The organism is Dactylosporangium sp. NPDC000555 (assembly GCF_040300025.1).
Classification (GTDB): domain Bacteria; phylum Actinomycetota; class Actinomycetes; order Mycobacteriales; family Micromonosporaceae; genus Dactylosporangium.
On record NZ_JBEPDB010000119.1, the window covers coordinates 1 to 20,493 of the forward strand.

The window sequence follows — 20,493 nt, forward strand, 5'->3', positions numbered from 1 at the left end:
TTATATTTGATATGCCGCGGGGGGCCGGGGCCCGCCCCCCCCGCCCCCCCCCCCCCGCCGCCCTCGTTTTTTCGGGCCCGGCGCGGGGAGGGCAGCGCCGTTGTCGCGTGGGTGCCGCGCTTACGGGCTGGTCGGCTCGGCGGCCGCAGCCGGGGAAGACGGGGCCGCGGAAGACGGGGCTGGAGAAGGCGAGGCCGCGGAAGACGAGACCGCGGAAGACGAGGCTGAAGAAGGCGAGACCGCGGCGGACGGGGGCGGGGAAGCAGCGGGAGGGGCCGGGGCCGGCGGGCGGCGGCGGTGCAGCAGCAGCGCGGTCAGGCCGCCCGCCAGCAGGCCCCAGAAGGCCGAGCCGATGCCCAGGATCGTCATGCCCGACGCGGTCACCACGAACGTGACCACCGCGGCCTCGCGGCCCTGCGGCTCGGTCACCGCCGTCGCCAGGGACGAGCCCAGGGCCGGCAGCAGGGCCAGGCCGGCCACCGCGATCACCAGCAGCGGCGGGGACAGCAGCACCAGGGCCATCGCCAGGGACGCGCCCAGGCCCAGGGCCAGCTGGCCGCCGCCGAGGGCGACCGTGGCGATCCAGCGGCGGCGCGGGTCGGGGTGGGTGTCGGGGCCGGCGGTCAGGGCGGCGGTGATCGCGGCCAGGTTGACGGCGTGGCCGCCGAACGGGGCCGCGACCGCGCTGGCGAGGCCGGTCGTCACGAGCACGGGGCGCAGCGGGGGCGTGTACCCGTACGTGGCCATCACCGCCATGCCGGGCACGTTCTGGGCCGCCATGGTGACCAGGAACAGCGGCACCGCGATGCTCACCACCACGGAGAGGTTCAGCGTCGGTACGGTCAGCACCGCCGACGGGCGCAGTTCGGCGGCGGACAGGCCGCCGACCGGGCCGTGCACAGCGATCGCGATCACGGCGGCGAGCAGCGCGCCCGGGACGGCCCACTGCCTGGCGTATCGGAACAGGACGGCCCAGGCCAGGATCACCGGCGTGGCCAGCAGCGGCAGGTCCACCACCGCGCGCACCGGGGCGGTGCAGAGGCTGAGGATTACGCCGGCGAGCATCGCCCCGGCGATCGGGCGCGGGATGGCGGCGATGGCCCGGGCGAGCCAGGGCGACAGGCCGGCGAGCACCATGAGCGCGGCGCTGACGAGGAACGCGCCCACCGCGGCGGGGAAGCCCCCGGGCACGTGGCCGGTCGCGACCAGCAGGGCCGCGCCCGGGGTCGACCAGGCTATGGAGATCGGCATCCGGTACCGCAGGGCGAGGCCGATCGCCGTGGCCGCGATCCCGAGGCACAGGGCGAGCAGCCCGGAGGCGGCCTGGGCGGGGGTGGCGCCCACCGCGCGCAGGCCGGCCAGCACGACGGTGAACGAGCTCGCGTAGCCGACGACGGCGCTGACCAGGCCGGCCAGGATCGGGGGCAGGATCCCGCGGTACCGCATGGGCGCCTCTCGACGATCGTTCCGTAAACGGAACGCCACAATAGCCGGATGGACGCAGGCGGGACAAGCCGGATCGATCCGGCGGTAGGCGAGCGACTGCGGCGGCTGCGCGAGGCGCGCGGGATGTCGCTCTCGGCCCTGGCCCGCTCCGCCGGCATCGGCAAGGCGACGCTGTCGGGGCTGGAGCACGGCACCCGCAACCCCACACTGGAGACGCTCTACGCGGTCGCGGGGGCCCTGGAGGTACCGCTGACGGCTCTTGTCCTTGCCCCCGGGGATCCGCCGGGCGCGGCCGCGGACGTCCGCGGGGCGGCGGTGGCCGCGACGCTGCTGGAGGTCTTCGAGGAGCCGGGCGCCACGTTCGAGCTGTTCTGGTTGCGCGTACGCCCCGGCGTCGTGCAGCACTCGCCCGCGCACGCGCCGGGGGTGACCGAGCACGTCACCGTGTATCGGGGCGTGCTGCGCGCCGGCCCCGGCGAGGCGCCGCTGGTCGCGCGGGCCGGGGAGCACATCGTCTGGCGGGCCGATGTGCCGCACGTCTACGCCACGGCCGGCCCCGACGAAGTCGTCGCCAACCTGCTGATCCGCTCGCCGCGCTGAGCCACTCCTCCCGCTCGGCGCGGGGCGTGCACTATGGTGTGACATGAATATTGCATGAGTGCAATACATGGGGAGCACATGGGCGGCCCGGACGCAGGAGAGACGCTCGACCTCGCGCACATCCTGCTGGTCGAGGACGACGCGGGCGACGTCGCGTATACGGTCGACGAGTTCCGCGCGCACCGGCTGCGCAACCCGCTGACCGTGCTCGGCGACGGCCTCGAGGCGATCGACTACCTGGAGCGGCGCGGCGCGCACGCCGGGGCGCCGACGCCGGACATCCTGCTGCTCGACCTCAACCTGCCGGGCGTCGACGGGCGGGTCGTGCTCGACCGGGTGCTGGGCAACCCGCGGCTGGCCGACCTGACGGTCGTGGTGCTGACCAGCTCGCCGCTGGAGGAGCAGATGCTGCGCGACTTCGGCGTGCCCTCGGAGTTCTACTTCCGCAAGCCGGTGGACTTCGCCCAGCTGTCCCAACTCATCCGCGGCGTCGACCAGTTCAGCATCGTCGTGGACCGCGCACTCCCGTAGGCAGGACCGGCCACATCACCATCACCGCGCGTGGATCAGGCTGCCGTAGTCGTCCTCGGTCAGCATCTCCAGCGTGAGAGCGCCGTCGGCCCGCGGCACCTCCAGCGGGCGCCCGTCCTGCACGAACCGCACCCCCACCACGTCGGCGCGGGCCGCGAGGGTGCACACGATCTGGCCGTACGCCAGGATCTCGTCGTTGCGGATCGGGTTGTCCCGGGCCAGCCCGACGATCGCCGTGCCGTTGTGCAGCCGCACCCCGCTGATGATGTTGGTGCCCACCAGGGCGCTGTCCAGGCCACCGTCGCGCTCCTGCGGCGTCGGGCCGGCCATCAGGTCCTCGAGCTGCCGCTGCGGCGACGGCGCGGCGACGACGCGGCGGTCGACGGCGACGAGCTGGTTGTCGCGCACCAGGAACAGCCGCTCGATGGCGGCGCCGGCCGAGGGCGGCGGGCCGCCGATCGGGCCCTCGTACGTGCCGATGACCACGGACGGCACGATCGGCCGCGGCTCGCTGTCGGTGGGGACCCCGCACCCGCCGAGCAGGAGGCACGCGGCGAGGAGGGCCGCGCACGGCAGGCGGGCCCTCACCGTACTCCCGGAAGCTCGATGCGGAACCGGGCGCCGCCGCCGGGCCGGTCCAGCACCCGCACCCGCCCGCCGTGCGCGGCCACGTGCTGCGCCACGAGGGACAGGCCCAGCCCCGTGCCGGCGTCGTTGCCCCGCGCGCCCGACGAGCGGCCGCGGACGAACCGGTCGAAGATGACCTCGCGCTCGGCCGGGCTGACGCCGGGGCCCTCGTCGTCGACCTCGATCACGCCGTCCGGGCCGTGCGCCTCGACGCGCACCTGGACCGGCCCGCCGCCGTGCGTGACCGCGTTGTCCAGGAGATTGACCAGGACCTGCTCGATCCGGCGGCGGTCCACGGTCCAGCGCAGCCACTCACCGTCGGCGCCGGCCCATCCGCACCGGACGATGCTCGGCGACAGGCCGCGGCGCTGCACCGCACGGCGGGCGAGCTCCCCCATCTCGACGGGCGCGAGCTGGGTCGGCAGGTCGCCCCGGGAGAGCTCCAGCAGGTCGTCGACGAGCGACTGGAAGCGGCCCAGCTCCGCCACGACCAGCCCGGCCGCGGTCGCGGTGCGCTCGTCGAGCTGGTCGCGGCGCCGCTCCAGCACGCTGGCGGACGCGGCGAGGGTCTGCAGCGGCGAGCGCAGCTCGTGGCTGACGTCGGCGGCGAAGCGCCGGTCCCGCTCGATGCGCCGGGACAGCTGGTCGACCATCTCGTTGAACGACGTCGAGAGCCGCGCCAGGTCGGGGTCGGTGGCCGGGTCGAGCCGGGCGCTGAGGTCGCCGGCGGTGATCCCCTGCGCGGCGTCGGCGACCGAGCGCAGCGGGCGCAGCACGTGGCGGGTGGCGTACCAGCCCAGGCCCGCCCCGGCCACGGCCACCGCGGCGGCGACCAGGATCAGCACCCAGCCGAGGGTCCGCAGCGTCTGGTCGAGCTCGCGCAGGTAGTCGATCTCGTACAGCGCCGTCGCGGGCGTCAGCAGAATGCCCACGACCACCGCCGGCACGCCGTCGATGTGCACCCGCTGGATGCCCTGGCCGCTGTTGCTCACGAGGCGCTGCAGGCTCTGCGGTACCGCGGTGGCCGTCCCGCTGTCGGCGTTGCGCGCATACCAGTGGCCGAGGTGCTGCACGAGCACCCGCCGGTTGCCCCCGGTGTCCAGCGAGCGCAGCATCGCGGCGATGTCGGGCCGCTCGGCGTTGAGCCCGGCGGAGACGACCCGCGAGTCGAAGGTCGCCGAGCGCACGGCAGAGCGCTCCCGGCCGTTGATCAGCGCACTGCGCGTGATCTCGTAGGAGACCAGCGCCATCGACACCGACAGCGTGAGCGCGCCGGCCGCGAAGCCGGCCACGACCCGGGTCCGCAGCCCCGCCCGCCACCGCATCATTTCTGCAACTTGTACCCCATGCCGCGCACGGTCACGAGGTACCGCGGCTGCTTGGAGTCCTGCTCGATCTTCTGCCGCAGCCGCCCGACGTGGACGTCGACCAGCCGCTCGTCGCCGATCTCGTACTCCCACACCCGCTGCAGCAGCTGCTGGCGGCTGAGCACCTGCCCGGGATGCTCGCCCAGCTCGCACAGCAGCCGGAACTCGGTGCGGGTCACCGCCACGGGCGTGCCCTCGATGCGCACCTCGCCGGCCTCCGGGAGGATCTCCATGTCGCCGAAGACCATGGTGGACATCGCCTGCACGGTGCGGCCGCGGCGGCGCAGGGCGCGCAGGCGGGCCGAGAGCTCCTTCACCGCGACCGGCTTGACCAGGTAGTCGTCGGCGCCGGCCTCGAGGGCGGCGACGATGTCGTGGGTGTCGTCGCGGGCGCTGATCACCACGATCGGCACGTCGTCACTGCGGCGCAGCTGCCGGATGCACTCAAACCCGTCGACGCCCGGCAGCATCAGGTCGACGAGCACCGTGTCGGCGGGATCGTCGCGTTGTGCCACCAGGCCCTCCTCCGCGCTCGCCACGCCCCGGACGACGTATCCCTCGTCCTCCAGCGCGAGCGAGAGCGAGAGCCGAATGCGGTCGTCGTCCTCGATCACCAGCACGCCTGCCATAGGACGCATCATGCCGTCCGAGCCCGGCCGGCTACCACCGGGTGGGCCCGCCGATGCCGAAGTCACACAAGTGTCACAGTTCCGGGAAAGGTTCTCCACATCGCATCCGAACGCTGGACAAGTCGCCGGAACGACGGGAGACAGACATGTACAGCGGCACGGCGGACCCGGCCTCCGGCACGGTGGAGGTCGTGATCACGGAGGGGCTCGACGCCACCTCGGTACCGAGGTTCTCCGCGCTGCTCAACGAAGCGGCCGACAAGCAGCCGGAGCATCTGGTCGTCGACCTGGCGCGGTGCCCGTTCATCGACGCCTCGGCGATCGGCGTGCTGCTCGATGTGCACCGCCGGGTGTGGTCCGCGGGCGGCCGGCTCACGCTGCGCTCCCCCTGCCCGCGTGTGGCCCGCACGCTGCAACTGGCCCGGGTGGAGCACGTGCTGCTCGTGCAGTGAGGAACGCTCCCGCCCGTCTCGCGGTCCCGCGCCGGGTCGGCGCGCCAGAAGCGCCGGAACACGAACGGCTGCTCGGCGAGCCGGTACCCGCGGCCGTAGACGGTCTGGACGTACCGCGGCCGCACCGGCTCGGCCTCCAGCTTGCGCCGCAGGTTCACCACGTGCGCGTCCACGGTGCGCTCGGAGACGTCGCGCTCGAAACCGAACACGCGGGTGAAGACCCGGCCGAGCTCGCCGGCCAGCAGCTCGAGGATGCCGAACTCCGTCGCGGTGAGCACGACCGTTTCGCCGCTGACGCGGACCTCGAACCGGCCGCCGCCGTCCACCACGAGATCGCCGACGGTGAGCACCCGCCGGTGGCCTGGGCTGCTGATGCCGGAGCGGCGCAGCAGCGCCCGGACCCGGGCGGCGAGCGCGCGCGGGCTGACCGGCTTGGTCATGTAGTCGTCGGCGCCGAGGTCCAGGCCGAGCAGCAGGTCGTCCTCGGCGGAGAGGGCCGTCACCAGCAGGATCGCCACGCTGGACTCGGTGCGGATGATCCGGCACACGTCGAGGCCGTCGACCTGCGGCATCATCACGTCGAGCACCAGCAGGTCGGGCTTGCGGGAACGGCACTGCTCCAGCGCGGCTCGGCCGTTGTGCACCGTGAGCACGCTGTGCCCGTCGCGCTCCAGGTACAGCCGGATCAGCCCGGCCCGCTTGGGGTCGTCGTCGGCGACCAGGATCCGTGCGCTCGTCCCGGTCATTGTGACCGGTGGAATGTGAGAATCCCGCGAAATCGGCTTCGGGTTTCGATGTCACGGCCGTGGCGGTCGGCGGCCGTCCTCGCCGCGGCAGAGCGCGTCGCCGAGCTCCGTGCGGTAGTACAGGACCGAGCGGCCGGCGCGGCGGCGGTCGGCTAGGCCCGCCTCGCGCAGGACCCGCAGGTGGCCGCCGGCCGAGCCGAGGGTCTGGCCGGTCAGCGCCACCAGCTGCGTGGTGCTCTTCGGCGCGGCGAGCAGGGTCAGGATCCGGGCGCGCGCCGGGCCGATGAGGCGGGCGAGGGCGTCCGGGGGTACGACATCCGGGTCCTGAGCGAGCCAGCCCGAGCACGGATAGACGATCGCGTGCACGTCCCCCGGCTCCTCCCAGGCGACCCAGCCGCGGTAGGCGGTGACGGGGACGAACAGCAGCCGGCTGCCGGTCACGTCACGGGGCGGAGAGTCGTACGCGTTGATCTGCAGCCGCCCGTCGCCGAGCCAGCGCATGCCGGGGCGCATCCGCTCGAGCACGGCCGCCCAGCCGCCGCTGCCCAGCCGCTCGGTGCGGGCCACGATGTCGGCCTCGAACACCCGGCGGCGGCGCGGCCAGCCGGGGCGGATCGTGTGCCGCCACACCCAGTCCAGCAGCTCGACGGCCCGCTCGACGAGCCCGTCGCGGCGCAGGACCGGGGCCAGCGGGCGGTCCAGCGTCTCGAGGATGTCGCGGCGGGCCTGCTCGTCGGTGGTGTCGGCGACCCGGGCGAGCTCGTCGGCGAACCGTGGCGCGTCGGCCCGCGGCGGCTTGACCAGGAAGTCGGCGAGCCAGCTGGGCCGGATCGCGTCGCGCAGGAACGGCAGCGCGAACGGGTCGGCCGCCCAGCGCGCCTGGAACGCCGGCCGGTGCTCGGCCAGCCAGTCCCGCTGGCTCGGCGACACGCGGTGCTGCCCGTTGAGCGCGACGAGGCAGCCGACGGTCTCGGCCATCGGCGACACGACGAAGCGCCCGCCGGCCAGCACGTCGGCGTCGATCCGCCAGACACCCATGTTTCGCCTCCACGCGAAAGCCTACGGCGCGGCGGGCGGCGACCCGCAGACTGCCGGTCATGCGCACGTACCGCGAGCTGTTCGCCACGCCCGAGTTCCCCGCCCTGTTCGCCACCGTCTCCGCCCAGGTCGCGGCCGGCACGGTGAGCGGCATCGCGCTGGCGACCCTCGTCTACGGCGCGACCGGGTCGCCGCTGCTGTCCGCGCTGAGCCTGTTCGGCTCGTCGTTCGCCCAGGTTGTCGGGGCCGCGACGCTGCTGTCCGCGGCCGACCGCGTCCCGCCGCGCGCCGCCCTGGCCGGCATCGCCGCCTTCACCGGCCTCACCACCGCCTGCCTGGCGCTGCCCGGCCTGCCGGTCGCCGCGATCCTCGCGATCGTGCTGGCCCAGGGCCTGACCGCGTCGATCGGCGGCGGTGTCCGCTTCGGGCTGCTCGCCGAGATCCTGCCGGCCGACGCGTACCTGCTGGGCCGCTCCCTGCTGAACATGTCCATCGGCGCCGTGCAGATCGCGGGCTTCGCCGCCGGCGGTGTGCTGCTCGCGGCCTTCTCCCCCGCGGCGGTACTGCTGGCCGGCGCCGCGCTGAGCCTGCTCGCCGCGCTCGTGGCGCGCCTTGGCCTGACCGCCCGCCCGCCGCGCGTCGCCGGCCGGGCGTCGATCCGCGCCACCTGGCTGGGCAACCGGGCCCTGCTGTCCTCGCCGGCCCGCCGCGCCGTCTACATTGGACTGTGGGTGCCCAACGGCCTGATCGTGGGCTGCGAGGCGCTGTTCGTGCCGTACTCGCCCACGGCCGCCGGTGCCCTCTTCGTGGCCGCCGCGGCCGGCATGCTGGCGGGCGACGCCCTGGCCGGCCGCGCCCTCCCGGCGCGCTGGCGCCGCCCGTTCACCACGCCGGCCCAGTTGCTGCTCGCGGTGCCCTATCTGGCGTTCCTCGCGCGCCCGCCGCTGCCCGTCGCGCTCGCCCTCGTGGCGGTGGCCTCCGCCGGGTACTGCGGCAGCCTGATGTTGCAGGATCGCCTCGTCGAGCTGACCCCGCCCGATCTGCGCGGTCAGTCCCTGGGCCTGCACAGTTCGGGCATGTTCACGATGCAGGCGGTCGGCGCGACCCTCGCCGGCGCGATGGCGCAACTGGTGTCCCCGGCGGCCGCGATGGCGGTCATGGCCGCGGCCTCGATCCTGGTGTCCGCGCTACTGGCGTCCAGGCTGCGGCGCCCGGACTCGGACCTGGACCCGGACCTGGACTCGGACGCGTGCGCCGCGGACCGGCCCGGGGTCGCGGTAAGCTGAGTGCCGCGCCGCCTGGTGTGCGGCGCAGAGGGCGCGGCCCGGCGATCGGCCGGTCCCGGCACGCTGAATTCCCCGGACCGCAGGCGGCGCGCGCTCATGCCGCACTCGTTCAGCAGCGCGGCAGTCTCGGGGACGGGCCACGTCGACGACGTCACGGCCGGCGAGGGTCAGCCACCCCGCCGAGGAGCCCGCCGACGCCATCCCCACCACGTATCCCTCCGCAGTCGACCGCTCAGGAGAGGGCAATGGTTCGCAGATTCGTGCTCACCGGCGCGCCCGGCGCCGGCAAGACCACCATCGCGCACGCGCTGCGCGGGCTCGGACACCTCGTCGTCGACGAGGCGGCCACCGACGTCATCGGCGAGACACCGGAACTGGAAGCGGAGGGGCCCGCGTTCCTGGACCGGATCGTCGCGGTGCAGAAGGCTCGGCAGCTCGCGGCGCGCGGCCCGGTGCAGGTGTTCGACCGCTCGCCGGTCTGCACCCTGGCCCTGGCCGTCTACAGTGGACTTTCACCGACCGGGGCGCTGGCAAGGGAGGCCGCGCGGATCGAGCGCGAGCGCACCTACGAGCGGCGGGTGCTGTTCGTACGCCTGATGGGGTTCGTGACCCCGACCGCGGCCCGGCGGATCAGCCTCGCCGAGTCGCAGCGCTTCGAGCGCATCCACGCCGAGGTGTACGGCGACCTCGGCTACGAGCTGATCGAGGTGCCGCCGGCGCCGCTCGCGCAGCGGGTTGCCCAGGTCGCCGCGGTCATAGCCGCGAGCGAGACGTGGACCCGGGGGGCCTGAGCCGGGGCGCGGGCTATGTTTCGGGGATGGTTCCGGCTGTCGAACGCTTCCCGTCCGCGGTGCTCACCACCGAGCGGCTGGTGCTGCGCCCGTTCACCGCCGCCGATGCCCCCGACGTGCACGAGGCGTGGCAGGACGAGGCGTTCGTGCGCAACGCGCCGGTCGGATACCCGTACGCGGCGGCGGGCCTGCCGACGGCGGTGTCCTGGTGTACCAGCGGCATCGAGCAGCGGCGCCTGGACGGCATGGGCGTCGGGTTCGCGCTGCAGCCCCGCGCCGGCGGGCGGCTCGCCGGGCACGTGTCGCTGTTCAACGCCGACTGGACGGCGCGCTCGGCGGAGATGCACTACTGGACGTCGCCGTGGGCGCGCGGCCTCGGCCACGCCGCCGAGGCGGCCGCGGCGGTGGCCCGCTGGGCGCTGACCGAGATCCGCTTCGAGCGCATCCATCTGCAGGCCGACACCCTCAACACCGCGTCGCGGCGCGTCGCCGAGGCGGCCGGGTTCCGGTTCGAGGGCGTGCTGCGCAGCCTGGTGCCGACCCGGGCGGGAACCCGGGCCGACATGGCCGTCTACAGCCTCATCCGGGCCGACCTCCAGCCGGCCCGGTAGCCGGTCATCAGGGCTTGCGCGCGAGGCCGCCGTACACCGCGACCTGGGTGTCGGTGGCCGACGCGTTGACGTCGGCGTCCGGGCGCCACTTGGTCACGATCGGCAGGCCCGGCTCGACCAGCTCCAAGCCGGTGAAGAAGCGGGAGATCTCCTCGTGCGAGCGGACCTGCATCGTGACGCCCTGCTTGGCGTAGATCGCCGCGACGCGCTCCCACGCCGCCGCGTCGAAGTCGCCGGTGAGGTGCGACAGCGCGAGGTAGCTGCCGGAGGGCAGCGCGTCGACGAGCCGCTGGACGATCTCGTACGGCCGGTCGGCGTCGCCGACGAAGTGCATGATCGCGATGAGCAGCAACGCCACGGGCCGGTCCAGGTCGATCGCCTCGCGCAGCTGCGGCGCGGAGAGGATGCGATCGACGTCGCGCAGGTCGGCGTCGACGTACTCGGTGCGCCCCTCCGGCTTACTGGTCAGCAGCGCGCGGGCGTGGGCCAGCACGATCGGGTCGTTGTCGACGTAGACGATCCGCGACTCCGGCGCGACCGCCTGCGCGACCTCGTGCACGTTGGGCGACGTCGGGATGCCGGTGCCGATGTCGAGGAACTGCCGCACGCCGTACTCCGTGGCGAGGTGTTCGACCACGCGGCACAGGAAGTTGCGGTTCTCCCGGGGCGGGATGCGGCTGTTCGGGTTGGCCTTCAGCCCCGCCTCGCCGGCGGCGCGGTCGACGGGGAAGTTGTCCTTGCCGCCGAGCAGGAAGTCGTAGACCCGGGCCGGATGGGGCCGGTCGGTCTGCAGGTCGATGGGCGCGTGCGTCGCGTCCGGCCTGGCCTTCATCCACTCGGCGCCTGACATGTCCGCTCTCCGCCTGTTTTGTTCCTGCCTGGGCTCCCCGTCCGGATCGGATCATATGCCCTTGCCGGTTCAGGCGGGTACCGGCCGCACCCTGCCGGCGGCCTTGTCGCGCTTCTGGGCGCGGCTCGACCCGGCGGATGCGCTGGAACGGCGAGAGGTGGGGCGCGGCAGTGCGTCCGTCGGGGGCGAAAGCGGCGGCGCAGGCGGCGGCGATGCGGGTCACGGACGCGTCCACGCCGTCGAACCTCGCGGCGGAAGCGATGACGCGGCGGGCGCCGCCGTGCCGCACCCGGTCGCAGGCGTCAGCGGGGGCCGAGCAGCGACGCGGCCGGGATGATGATGCAGCGCCTCTCACGGCCCTCACCGGCGCGGGGCCCCGGCAGCGCTGGCGCGGCACGGCGGGCGAGCAAGACGGCGGGGCCGGCGAGCAGGACGACGCACCGGCAACACTGGCACGACACGGCCGCCGAGCAGAACAGCATGGCCGACAGCACGGACACTGCACGGCCGGCGAACAGGACGACGCGGCCGACAGCCCGGGCACCACGCCGAAGCCGCCCCGGTGCACGCCGCGCATTTTCGTCGCCGGGCCGTCCCGTCGCCGGATGCGACCGCCCGGGCCCGTCCGCGTCACGGGCGGGCCCGGGGCGACTACTTCGTCGCGTCGGTCTTTCGGGAGGGAGGCCGGGCCGTGCCGGCGGCGGGGGGCCTGGCCTGCCCCTCGCTCCCCTCGCTCCCCTCGCCCTCCATGAGCTGCAGGATCCGCGGGGCGAGCGCGGAGGCCAGGGCCGGGGCGAGCGCCTCGGAAAGGGCTCCGGCGAGCGCCTCGACGAGCAGCACCCGCTCCAGCAGCGGCGTGCCTGGCGCGAGGCGGGGCGTGAGCCCCATGACGGATTCGAGGAGGCCGCCGGCACCGGCGCGGCCCCGTCCCGTTATGCCGGTCGCGCGGCCGGCGTCGCTGAGGATGTCGTGGATCAGGTCGTCAATGAGGGCGTCCAAAGGCTGTGACCCCTCGTGTTCGTGTGGTGTTTCGGCCGGCATGGCGTGCTCCTTCCCGCGCTGGTCGGCGGCCCGCCCCGCCCGTTCGTGGTGGGGGCGGGCCCTGGTCGGGACCGCCGGCGGCCCGGTCCGGGACGCCGGTCGGTCGATCGTCAGCGGCGGGCGAGCATCGCCGCGAGCAGCAGCGGGTGCTCGATACCCTCGCCTTCCTCGGACCGGCGCTTGGCCAGCGCGGCCAGAAGCAGTGGGTGCTCGATCATGCTCTCGCCCTCCTCCTCGCGACGGCGCATGAGCATGGCGAGCATCAGCGGGTGCTCGATGCCCGTGCGGCGGCGGCCACTGCGCCGGGCGAGCATGGCAAGCATCAGCGGGTGCTCGATCATGCTCTCGCTCTCCTCCTCGCGGCGGCGCCTGGCCAGCATGGCGAGCATCAGTGGGTGCTCGAGGATGCTCTCGCCCTCCTCGGAGCGCCGCTTCGCGAGCGCGGCGACGAGCAGCGGGTGCTCGAAGATGCTCTCGCCCTCCTCGCGGCGCGACATGAGCGCGGCGAGCAGGAGTGGGTGTTCGATGCCCGTCTCGCGCTCGGTGGTCGCTTGCCGGCGCTCGGCGGTGGCACTGGTCACGGAATTCTCCCTCGGTTGGAGCGGTCCGGTCCGGTCCGGCGCCTGCGGGTATTCAGGCCTCCGGACCGGGTGTACGCGCCAACCTTCGCGATCGGGTGCGTGATCCGCCGTCACCTGGACCGCGTGAGTTCACACGCCCCCAGCGCACCCGGATCCGTACGGGCTGCCACGGGTGGACAAGCAACGTGACCCGCTGCCCGACGCCGGCCCGGGCCGAGGCGTTCAGCGGGAGCATGACCTCACTGGTGACCGGAGCGCAGCAGCTCGAGGTCCTCGGTCTGCGCCCGCATCGTCTGCCGCATATGCCGCATCTGGGCCATGCCGCCGCGCATACGCGCCGGCCAGCCGGTCGCGGCCCGCTGCCACACGTCCGCGGCGATGCCGAAGGACTGCGCCTTGGTCATGACGCCCGCGGTGGTGAGGCCCTCCTGCGCGGCGGTCTTGGAGGCGCGGGCGTACATCGCCAGGTCGACGCCGGCGATCGGGGCCAGGCGCGGGTCGTCGGCGGTCATGCCATACGCGGCCCGGGTCTGCGCGGCGTAGACCTGCGCGGCCTTGCTGCGGACGTTCGTCGTGTGGCGTCGGAAAATTGATCGACGTCATGTTACCAAAACGCGGCGGCACGCCTTCACTTCCGGGGCGGACTGAAGGCGGCCAATGCAATGCGATAAAAGACTCATTGCCAGGCGACTAGGCACCCGTTGTCCGCTTCGATAGGCTTCCGTCGCTCACTGCGCCTTTTGTCCCCCCACTCATATTGTCCCCTCGTTTCCGGTGGAGTATTCGATGGCTACGTCCGCGCCGTTGCGCATCGCTGTGATCGGATCGGGTATCGGCGGCCTCACCGCCGCGATCGCCCTGCAGGCCAAGGGTTTCGAGGTCGATGTCTACGAGCAGGCGAGCGAGCTGCGGGAGATCGGCGCCGCGGTGTCTCTCGGCGGCAACGGCATGCGGGTGCTGGACCGGCTCGGCCTCGGCCAGGACATTCGCGGCGCGGCCGCCAACCTGCGGCGCATCGAGTTCCACCACTGGAAGTCGGGCGACATCTTCGCCGAGCACCCGATGGGCGACTGGTATGAGCAGCGCTTCGGCGGCCCGTTCCTCGGCATCCACCGCGCCGACTTCCATCGGGTGCTGCTCGCCGGATACGACGGGAATCCGCAGCTGGGCCGACGGTGCGTGGCCGTGCACGAGTCCCCGGACGGCGTCGAGGTCGAGTTCGCCGACGGCACGAAGGCGCGGGCCGACATCGTCGTGGGGGCCGACGGGCTTCGCTCCGCGGTGCGCCACCACGTCACCGGCCCCGACGAGGCGGTCTTCTCGGCGATGAGCTGCTTCCGCGGTGTGGTCCCGGTCGACAAGGTTCCCGGCGGCGACAAGCTCGGCCTCGTGTTCTTCCTCGGCCCCGGCCGGCACCTGGTGGCGTATCCGGTCCGTGGCGGCGAGCTCATCAACTTCGTCGCCTACGTGCCCGACCCCGAGTGGACCCTCGAGTCGTGGTCGGCCAGGTGCGAGCCGGCCGAGGCGGTCGCCGCGTTCGCCGGCTGGAACGACACGGTGACCACGATGCTCGGCAACGTCGAGGAGACGGGGCGCTGGGCCCTGTACGATCGCGAGCCGCTGCGCCGCTGGAGCACCGACCGGGTGACGCTGCTGGGCGACGCCGCTCACCCGATGCTGCCGCACGCCGGGCAGGGCAGCAACCAGGCCCTCGAGGACGCGGCCGCGCTCGCCGAGTATCTCTCCGCCGACGGGATGAGCGTCGCCGACGCGCTGCGGCGCTACGAGCACCTGCGCAAGGCCCGGACCCGGAAGATCCAGATGGGTTCGCGCGGCAACGCGGGGTGCTTGCAGCTGCCCGACGGACCCGCCGCCGACGAACGCAACGCACGACTGGCCTCCCTGCCGGACAATGTGGCGTGGATTCACGGCTACGACATCTACGCGGACATCCGGGAAACCCTGTAGCGGCGCCCCTGCCGCAGTGTCCCCCGGGGCTCGACCCCGGCCGGCTCCCCGCCCAGTTGCACCGCTGGGCGGGGTCGGCGCCGATGCGGGAACTCGTCGCCGCGTTCGGCGGTGACCTGCCCGAGGCGGACACCGGCACGCTGCTCGGCTGGCTCGACGAGTTCTCCGACGATCACTGGAACTTCCGCGGCCGCCTCGGCGGCGCCGAGCGCGACCGGGTCCGGGTCGACCTGCCCGAGCGACTGGCCGCCGCGGCGCTGGTGGCCGCGCGGGAGCTGGGTCTGGCCGGCACCGGCGACCCGCCGCACCGCGAGTACGCGCACCTGCTCGTCCTGGGCGGCCTGGCCCGCGCGTGCCTGCAGCGCACCGAGCACGCCGCGCGGCTGGCCGCGGCGCTGCGCGTCGGCGCGGTCGCGGCGCTGGGCAGCCGGCGCCCGCTCGGCGCCGAGGAGCGCGCCCTGCCCGGCCTGGACGGCTGCGAGACGGAGGCCGACGCGCTCGCGGCCGGCGCGCGGGCCGCGTTCGGCGACCGGCCGGTCGACGTGCTGACCGCGCCGAGCGGACGCGGTGCGCCGCGGCCGAACACCGCCGACACCTACGCGTTCTGGGCGGGCCGGACCCGGCCTCAGCCCGACGAGCGGATCCTGGTGGTGACGTCGCCGATCTACGTGCCGTTCCAGCACTGCGACGCGATCCGGGTGCTCGGGCTGCGGTACCGCTGCGGCATCGACACCGTCGGGTTCGATCCGCGACTGGCGAGCACACCCCAGCCGCCCGGCGCCGCCGGCGCCGACCGCTACCTGCAGGAGATCCGCTCGGCGATCCGCGCCGCGCGCGCCCTGCACGCGGCGTGCACCGGGGCGTCCGGGGAGGTGGGCTGACGTGGCGCTCGCCGCCGTCGTCGACGCCCTGGCCCGCCGCGCGCCGATGCCGGCCGCGGCGGTGAGCGTCTTCGACCGCGAGCGGGTCCTCGCCGCCGCGGTGCACGGGGTCGCGGACCTGACCACCGGGCGGCCGGCCACGGCGGACTGCTGGTGGGACCTGGCCAGCCTGACGAAGGTGCTCGTGACGCTGCCCGAGGTGCTGGCGCTGCCGGTGCCGCGGGACCGGCCGATCGGCGCGTTCTGGCCGCGCGCGGCGGGGCGGCCGGCCGGCGGCGCGACGCTCGACGATCTGCTCGCGCACCGCTCGGGGCTGCCGGCCGACGCGCCGTTCTACCGTGAGCTGCGCGGCGCCGCGATCGTGGACGCGGCGCTGGGCACGCCGCGCACCGAGCCCGGGCCGGTGTACAGCGACCTCGGGTACATCATCCTGGGCGCCCTCGTGGCGGACCTGACCGGGCGGTCGCTCGCGGACCTGGCCGCGCGCCGGACCGGGCTGCGGATGGGCGGGCCGGTCGCGCCCGCGGTGGCGACCGAGCGCTGCCCGTGGCGGGGCCGGCTCATCGTCGGCGAGGTCCACGACGAGAACGCTTCGGCGATGGGCGGCGCGGCCGGGCACGCCGGCGCGTTCGGCACCCTGGCCCTGGTCACCGCGGCCGCCCGGCCGTGGCTCGGCGCCACACCGCCGTGCCTGGCCGACAACGGCGCCGGGGAGCGGTTCGCGGCCGGCTGGTGGCTGCACCCGACCCGCGGGATCGGCGGGCCGCGCGCCGGCACCGACGGCTTCGGCGCGTCCGGGTTCGTCGGCAACCGGATCTGGTTCGAGCCGGGCCGCGGCTACGGCGTGGTGGTGCTGGGCAACCGCGTCCACCCGGTGCGTGGCGACCGCGCCCCGTTCGCCGCCTGGTGCGACGAGCTGCTCGCGGCGATCGCCGCGAGCAGCTCTGTGTAAGAAATGGCTGCCATAACAGCCATTTCTTACACGCAGCTGCTCGCGGCGATGCGCTTGTAGAAGAAGCTGCAGTCCGCCAGGGTGCCGGCCGGGTCCGCGGCATAGTCCGGGACGATGCCGTACCTCGTCCAGCCCGACGTCTCGTACAGCCGCTCGGCCGGGCTGCCCGTCGCCGTGTCGAGCAGCAGCAGGGTCGCGCCGGCCTCGGCGGCGGCGCGCTCGGCGGTGTCCAGCAGGGCCCGGCCCAGGCCGCGGCCGCGGGCCACGCTGTGGACCATGAGCTTGAGTACCTCGCCGCGGTGGCGGCCGTTGGGCTTGCCCTCCAGGGCCAGGCTCACGGTGCCGACCACGCCGGTGCCGTCCTCGGCGATCCAGACGCTGAGGCTGCCGTCGCGCACGGCGGGCTCGCGGGTGCGCCACCACGCGGCCGCGTCGCAGGCGTCGAACGGGCTGCGGAAGCCGACGGAGGCGCCGTGCGCGACGGCGTCGGCGAGCACCGCGGCGAGGTTGTCGACCTGTCCGGCGTACGAGCCGGGGCGCAGACGGGTGATCGTGGGCAACGGTGGCTCCCTCAGGGCAGGACGATGAGCAGGACGTAGCGCACGGGCCCCGGACCGGGGTTGACGAACCGGGACGGGCCCCACAGCCGGTACCGCAGGCAGTCCCCCGGCCGCACGGCGTGCACGGCGCCGCCGACGGTGAGCTCGACGGCGCCGTCGAGGACCAGCAGGTGGTGCTCCAGCCCAGCGACGGCCGGCTCCTCGTAGGCGATGTCGGCGCCCGGCTCGAGGACGCCCTCGATGACCTCGCCGCGCAGGCCCGGGTGCGGCGGCGACACCGAGCGGCGGGTGAACCCGGTCTCTCGGTCCCGCCACACCGGCTGCCGCTCGGCCCGCACGAGCTGCGGCGGCTCCGGCTCGACCTCGGCGAGCAGCCGCGACATCGGCCGGCCATAGGCGGCGCAGAGCTTGCCCAGCAGGGCCGCGGTCGGGCTGATCTCGCCGCGCTCCAGGCGCGAGAGCGTCGAGCGGCTCACGCCGGCGCGCCGCGCGAGCTCCTCCAGCGACCAGCCGTGCTCCAGCCGCAGCTCGGACAGGCGACCGGCGAGCCGGGCCTCGAGCGGCCCCGGGTCGTTTCCCATATCCGCAACGATATCCCAGATCTGGGAAGCGTGTTAATTGCTTGCCTAAAGCCTTTAGGGAACCGTACGGTCCGGAATATGCGACCGCTGACCGAAACCGACATCCGCGCCGCCTTCGTCAACTGCTCCCGCGGCGAGGCGCAGCGCGCGCACATCCCGCGCGACCTGGCCGAACGTCCGTGGGCGAACCTCGACTTCCTGGGCTGGCGCGACCCGGGCGCGCTGGATCGTGCCTACCTGGCCACCGAGCATGCCGGAGGGCTCGCGACCGTCTCGCTGCGCGTCGCCGAGCAGCGCGGCCGCCGCTTCCAGCACCGCGGGATGTGCTCGCTGTGCCTGACCACGCACCCCGGCAGCGGCGTGTCGCTGATGACCGGCCGCCGCGGTGGCAAGGCGGGACGCAACGGCGACTCCGTCGGCGTGTACCTCTGCTCCGACCTGGCCTGCTCGCTGTACGTGCGGGGCCTGCGCCGCCCCGGCGCCGGCGGCCGGCTCGACGAGACGCTCTCCATCGAGGAGCAGATCGCCCGGCTGGAGGGAAAACTGTCGGCGTTCCTGGACCGGCTGGTCGGCGACGCGACGCTGGTGGTGTCCGCACCGCAGCCCGGATCGAACCCGCACGACTGACTCGGGCCCTGGGGCCGACGACTGGATCGCGCTCGCGGGCCTCGCGGCGTTCGTGCCGGTGGCCGGCGTCGCTGAGCGACTCACAGGTTTCCTCAGGCTGGTCACAACCGGCGGGGGCAGGCTGAGCCGCATGGCAGTCACAGGAGCACCGAGAATCGTGCGCTGGTACGCCTACGCGGGGTGCCTGACGGTCGTTCCGTTCGTCGTGTCCGGGTTCGGGCTGCCGTGGTACGGCACCGCCGTCGTCCTCGGCGGGGCGCTCGCCGCGTGGGCCCTGATGTTCACGCTCGTCCGCCCTGCCGCGGTGCGGCTGCCGGTGCCGGGTGTGTGGGCGGCCGCGGGACCACTGGCGGTGTACGGCACCGCGAGCCTCATGCTGCACGGCACCGTCAGCCCGGGCGCGCTCGCCGCGGGCGGCTACGGGTGGGCGCTCGCCGTCGCCGCGCTGTCGTATCAGCGCCGGTACAGCGCGGCGGTGCGCTCCGCCGCCGCGGCGACCATGTCCCGCAGCTCCGGCGGGGCCACGATCTCCGCCTCCGGACCCAGGGCGAGCAGCTGGGTGTAGGCGACGGGCACCGACTCCGCCGGCAGCTCGACGGTGACCCAGCCGTCCGCGTCCGGCGGGCCGGCGCCCTCGGCCGCGGCCCGGTAGGCGACCGCCTCCACCGCGTGGCGCAGCAGGCGCAGGCCGGCCGGGCTGAGCCGCACGGTGACCGTCTCGGCCAGCAGGGCACGCTCGAACTCGCCGGCCCGATGCGACCAGAACGACGCCAGGTCGAAGCCGTCGTCGCGGCCGAAGCGCTCGTCCGTGGCCGTGACCGCGCGGACCCGGTCCACGCGATAGGTGCGCTCCCCGGCGCCGATGCGGCCCACGACGTACCAGACCCCGTTCTTGAGGACCAGGCCGAGCGGCTCGACGGTGCGGGTCACCTCGCCGGCCCGCCCGGCGTAGGTCAGCGCGACGACGCGGTCCTCCCACACGGCCCGGGCGAGCTCGGCCAGCCGCGGCGGCGGCTCGGCGTCGCGGAACCAGCCCGGCGCGTCGAAGTGGAAGCGCTGCCGGGCGCGCGCCGACGCCTCGCGCAGCGGGTCGGGCAGCGCGGCGGCGACCTTCAGCTGCGCCGCCGCGAGCGCCTCGCCGAGGCCCATGTCCCGGGCCGGTCCGGGCAGCCCCGACAGGAACAGCGCCTCGGCCTCGGCCCGGCTGAGCCCGTTGAGCCGGGTGCGGTAGCCGTCGAGCAGCCGGTACCCGCCGGCCCGGCCCTGCTCCGCGTAGACGGGCACGCCCGCGGCGGACAGGGCCAGGATGTCGCGGTAGATCGTGCGCTCGGAGACCTCCAGCTGCTCGGCCAGCTCGGCCGCCGTGCGCGGGCCGCCGGCCTGCAACAGCAGCACGAGCGAGATGAGCCGGGAGACGCGCACCGGACTAACGGTAGTCCTCGGCGCCGCCGGAGCGCCCGGCCGCGACCACCTCGGCGTCGTAGCGCCACCAGTCGGGTCGGCTGCCGTCGGCGTCGGTGAAGCCGTACTCCTTCGCCAGCCCCGCGCTGGACAGCGAGGCGCCGTTCCAGCGCGCCACTCGCGGGTCGGCGGCCAGCGCGGCGACGGCTCGCCCGACGTACACCGGCGTCTCCGACATCGCGAAGTGCGGGTCCTTCGCCGCGCCGTCGCGCCAGTTCTCCTCGGTGACGCCGAAGTGCTCCAGCATCAGCTCGGAGCGCAGGAAGCCGGGCGTGAGCGCGACCGCGGTGCCGCCGAACGACTTGAGCTCCTCGGACAGCGCGAACGCCATGCGCAGCACGGACGCCTTGGCCAGGTCGTAGAAGAACGAGACGCGGTACCGCTTGTCGTTGTACTCCGCCGTGCCGTCGGTCATCTCCACCACCAGGCCGCCGGGGTTGCGGATCAGCAGCGGCAGCGCGGCGTGGCTGGTGACGATGTGCGTGTCGATCGCCAGGCGCAGGATGTGCAGGCCGACCTCGAGGTCGTCCTCCCACAGCTTCTTGTCCCAGCTGAACAGCCCCTCGGCGCCCCAGATGTCGTTGACGAGCACGTCGAGGCGCCCCTGCTCGGCGTCGATACGCTCCACGACGCCGCGCACCCGCGCCGGGTCGAGGTGGTCGGCGCCGATCGCGATGCCGACACCGCCCGCGGCCGTGACCATCTCGGCGGTCTCCTCGATGGTCTCCGGCCGGTCCATCTCCGAGCGGCGCGAGCGGGTGGTCCGTCCGGTGGCGGCGCGCTCGCTCATCCACGAGCGGGACATCGCCGAGGTCGCCGCGCGCGTGCTGACCGAGCCCGGGCACGCGGGCGCCGCCTACACGCTGA

General features: G+C 74.3%; 24 protein-coding genes and 1 pseudogene. 11 read left to right on the plus strand and 14 right to left on the minus strand.

Features of this window, described 5'->3' with window-relative positions; translation table 11 throughout:
- Nucleotides 1–120: 120 nt before the first annotated feature.
- Nucleotides 121–1,446 carry a benzoate/H(+) symporter BenE family transporter gene (locus tag ABT297_RS39610; RefSeq protein WP_350558079.1) on the minus strand — a complete coding sequence of 442 codons (1,326 nt, stop codon included), beginning with the start codon at nucleotides 1,444–1,446 and terminating at the stop codon, nucleotides 121–123.
- A 48-nt stretch (nucleotides 1,447–1,494) separates the two neighbouring features.
- Here ABT297_RS39610 and ABT297_RS39615 point away from each other — a divergent pair, with 48 nt between their 5' ends.
- On the plus strand, nucleotides 1,495–2,046 hold the full coding sequence (locus ABT297_RS39615; RefSeq protein ID WP_350558082.1) for a helix-turn-helix domain-containing protein: 552 nt from the start codon (nucleotides 1,495–1,497) through the stop codon (nucleotides 2,044–2,046).
- Nucleotides 2,047–2,100: 54 nt separating this feature from the next.
- Complete coding sequence (locus tag ABT297_RS39620) at nucleotides 2,101–2,577, plus strand: response regulator (RefSeq protein WP_350558085.1); 477 nt, start codon at nucleotides 2,101–2,103, stop codon at nucleotides 2,575–2,577.
- 21 nt (nucleotides 2,578–2,598) lie between these two features.
- Here the strand turns inward: ABT297_RS39620 and ABT297_RS39625 are convergent, their stop codons facing one another.
- The 3 genes from ABT297_RS39625 to ABT297_RS39635 are packed head-to-tail and all read right to left on the minus strand — an operon-like array spanning nucleotide 2,599 to nucleotide 5,200.
- Nucleotides 2,599–3,165, minus strand: a complete 567-nt coding sequence (locus ABT297_RS39625; protein WP_350558088.1) for a GerMN domain-containing protein — start codon at nucleotides 3,163–3,165, stop codon at nucleotides 2,599–2,601.
- Nucleotides 3,162–4,532: a HAMP domain-containing sensor histidine kinase gene (locus ABT297_RS39630; protein ID WP_502885717.1), complete on the minus strand. Its 1,371-nt coding sequence runs from the start codon at nucleotides 4,530–4,532 to the stop codon at nucleotides 3,162–3,164. The genes ABT297_RS39625 and ABT297_RS39630 overlap by 4 nt, the downstream gene beginning before the upstream one ends.
- Nucleotides 4,529–5,200, minus strand: coding sequence for a response regulator transcription factor (locus ABT297_RS39635; protein WP_350558091.1), 672 nt, complete (start codon nucleotides 5,198–5,200; stop codon nucleotides 4,529–4,531). The genes ABT297_RS39630 and ABT297_RS39635 overlap by 4 nt, the downstream gene beginning before the upstream one ends.
- Nucleotides 5,201–5,346: 146 nt before the next feature.
- Between ABT297_RS39635 and ABT297_RS39640 the strand changes: the two genes are divergently transcribed.
- Complete coding sequence (locus ABT297_RS39640; protein ID WP_350558148.1) at nucleotides 5,347–5,652, plus strand: STAS domain-containing protein; 306 nt, start codon at nucleotides 5,347–5,349, stop codon at nucleotides 5,650–5,652.
- 89 nt (nucleotides 5,653–5,741) lie between these two features.
- On the opposite strand, the pseudogene ABT297_RS39645 reads toward ABT297_RS39640, so the two are convergent.
- Both ABT297_RS39645 and ABT297_RS39650 read right to left on the minus strand, forming a co-directional pair.
- Nucleotides 5,742–6,398, minus strand: a pseudogene (locus ABT297_RS39645) (response regulator transcription factor); the annotation flags it as partial.
- Between the two features lie 51 nt (nucleotides 6,399–6,449).
- Nucleotides 6,450–7,436 (minus strand): ArsR/SmtB family transcription factor, encoded by a 987-nt coding sequence (locus ABT297_RS39650; protein WP_350558094.1) that lies wholly within the window; start codon nucleotides 7,434–7,436, stop codon nucleotides 6,450–6,452.
- Nucleotides 7,437–7,495: 59 nt separating this feature from the next.
- On the opposite strand from ABT297_RS39650, the gene ABT297_RS39655 reads away from it, so the two are divergent.
- From ABT297_RS39655 to ABT297_RS39665, 3 genes are all read left to right on the plus strand, one after another.
- On the plus strand, nucleotides 7,496–8,722 hold the full coding sequence (locus tag ABT297_RS39655) for an MFS transporter (RefSeq protein WP_350558097.1): 1,227 nt from the start codon (nucleotides 7,496–7,498) through the stop codon (nucleotides 8,720–8,722).
- Between the two features lie 245 nt (nucleotides 8,723–8,967).
- On the plus strand, nucleotides 8,968–9,513 hold the full coding sequence (locus ABT297_RS39660; protein WP_350558100.1) for an AAA family ATPase: 546 nt from the start codon (nucleotides 8,968–8,970) through the stop codon (nucleotides 9,511–9,513).
- Nucleotides 9,514–9,539: 26 nt separating this feature from the next.
- A complete protein-coding gene (locus ABT297_RS39665) occupies nucleotides 9,540–10,124 on the plus strand; it encodes a GNAT family N-acetyltransferase (RefSeq protein WP_350558103.1) in 585 nt (194 codons plus the stop codon).
- Nucleotides 10,125–10,131: 7 nt separating this feature from the next.
- Here the strand turns inward: ABT297_RS39665 and ABT297_RS39670 are convergent, their stop codons facing one another.
- The 4 genes from ABT297_RS39670 to ABT297_RS39685 form a co-directional block, all read right to left on the minus strand.
- Nucleotides 10,132–10,974 carry an SAM-dependent methyltransferase gene (locus ABT297_RS39670; RefSeq protein ID WP_350558106.1) on the minus strand — a complete coding sequence of 281 codons (843 nt, stop codon included), beginning with the start codon at nucleotides 10,972–10,974 and terminating at the stop codon, nucleotides 10,132–10,134.
- A 651-nt stretch (nucleotides 10,975–11,625) separates the two neighbouring features.
- On the minus strand, nucleotides 11,626–11,973 hold the full coding sequence (locus tag ABT297_RS39675; RefSeq protein WP_350558109.1) for a hypothetical protein: 348 nt from the start codon (nucleotides 11,971–11,973) through the stop codon (nucleotides 11,626–11,628).
- Nucleotides 11,974–12,125: 152 nt separating this feature from the next.
- Nucleotides 12,126–12,596: a hypothetical protein gene (locus tag ABT297_RS39680; RefSeq protein ID WP_350558112.1), complete on the minus strand. Its 471-nt coding sequence runs from the start codon at nucleotides 12,594–12,596 to the stop codon at nucleotides 12,126–12,128.
- A 239-nt stretch (nucleotides 12,597–12,835) separates the two neighbouring features.
- Nucleotides 12,836–13,108: a hypothetical protein gene (locus ABT297_RS39685; RefSeq protein WP_350558115.1), complete on the minus strand. Its 273-nt coding sequence runs from the start codon at nucleotides 13,106–13,108 to the stop codon at nucleotides 12,836–12,838.
- Nucleotides 13,109–13,382: 274 nt separating this feature from the next.
- Between ABT297_RS39685 and ABT297_RS39690 the strand changes: the two genes are divergently transcribed.
- The 3 genes from ABT297_RS39690 to ABT297_RS39700 are packed head-to-tail and all read left to right on the plus strand — an operon-like array spanning nucleotide 13,383 to nucleotide 16,397.
- The gene (locus ABT297_RS39690) at nucleotides 13,383–14,564 is read left to right on the plus strand and encodes an FAD-dependent monooxygenase (protein ID WP_350558118.1); all 1,182 of its coding nucleotides are present in this window, start codon (nucleotides 13,383–13,385) and stop codon (nucleotides 14,562–14,564) included.
- Nucleotides 14,516–15,445 carry a hypothetical protein gene (locus tag ABT297_RS39695; protein WP_502885718.1) on the plus strand — a complete coding sequence of 310 codons (930 nt, stop codon included), beginning with the start codon at nucleotides 14,516–14,518 and terminating at the stop codon, nucleotides 15,443–15,445. The genes ABT297_RS39690 and ABT297_RS39695 overlap by 49 nt, the downstream gene beginning before the upstream one ends.
- Before the next feature lies 1 nt (nucleotide 15,446).
- A complete protein-coding gene (locus ABT297_RS39700; RefSeq protein WP_350558124.1) occupies nucleotides 15,447–16,397 on the plus strand; it encodes a serine hydrolase domain-containing protein in 951 nt (316 codons plus the stop codon).
- A gap of 26 nt (nucleotides 16,398–16,423) precedes the next feature.
- On the opposite strand, the gene ABT297_RS39705 is transcribed toward ABT297_RS39700, so the two are convergent.
- Both ABT297_RS39705 and ABT297_RS39710 read right to left on the minus strand, forming a co-directional pair.
- Nucleotides 16,424–16,957: a GNAT family N-acetyltransferase gene (locus ABT297_RS39705; protein WP_350558127.1), complete on the minus strand. Its 534-nt coding sequence runs from the start codon at nucleotides 16,955–16,957 to the stop codon at nucleotides 16,424–16,426.
- Nucleotides 16,958–16,968: 11 nt separating this feature from the next.
- Nucleotides 16,969–17,538, minus strand: coding sequence for a helix-turn-helix domain-containing protein (locus ABT297_RS39710; protein WP_350558130.1), 570 nt, complete (start codon nucleotides 17,536–17,538; stop codon nucleotides 16,969–16,971).
- A gap of 78 nt (nucleotides 17,539–17,616) precedes the next feature.
- Between ABT297_RS39710 and ABT297_RS39715 the strand changes: the two genes are divergently transcribed.
- Complete coding sequence (locus ABT297_RS39715) at nucleotides 17,617–18,165, plus strand: FBP domain-containing protein (protein ID WP_350558133.1); 549 nt, start codon at nucleotides 17,617–17,619, stop codon at nucleotides 18,163–18,165.
- 130 nt (nucleotides 18,166–18,295) lie between these two features.
- Nucleotides 18,296–18,730 carry a hypothetical protein gene (locus tag ABT297_RS39720; RefSeq protein WP_350558136.1) on the plus strand — a complete coding sequence of 145 codons (435 nt, stop codon included), beginning with the start codon at nucleotides 18,296–18,298 and terminating at the stop codon, nucleotides 18,728–18,730.
- Here ABT297_RS39720 and ABT297_RS39725 read toward each other — a convergent pair.
- Nucleotides 18,619–19,587 carry a helix-turn-helix transcriptional regulator gene (locus ABT297_RS39725; RefSeq protein ID WP_350558139.1) on the minus strand — a complete coding sequence of 323 codons (969 nt, stop codon included), beginning with the start codon at nucleotides 19,585–19,587 and terminating at the stop codon, nucleotides 18,619–18,621. The genes ABT297_RS39720 and ABT297_RS39725 overlap by 112 nt on opposite strands.
- Nucleotides 19,588–19,591: 4 nt before the next feature.
- Nucleotides 19,592–20,431: an SDR family oxidoreductase gene (locus tag ABT297_RS39730; RefSeq protein ID WP_350558142.1), complete on the minus strand. Its 840-nt coding sequence runs from the start codon at nucleotides 20,429–20,431 to the stop codon at nucleotides 19,592–19,594.
- Nucleotides 20,432–20,493: the final 62 nt, after the last annotated feature.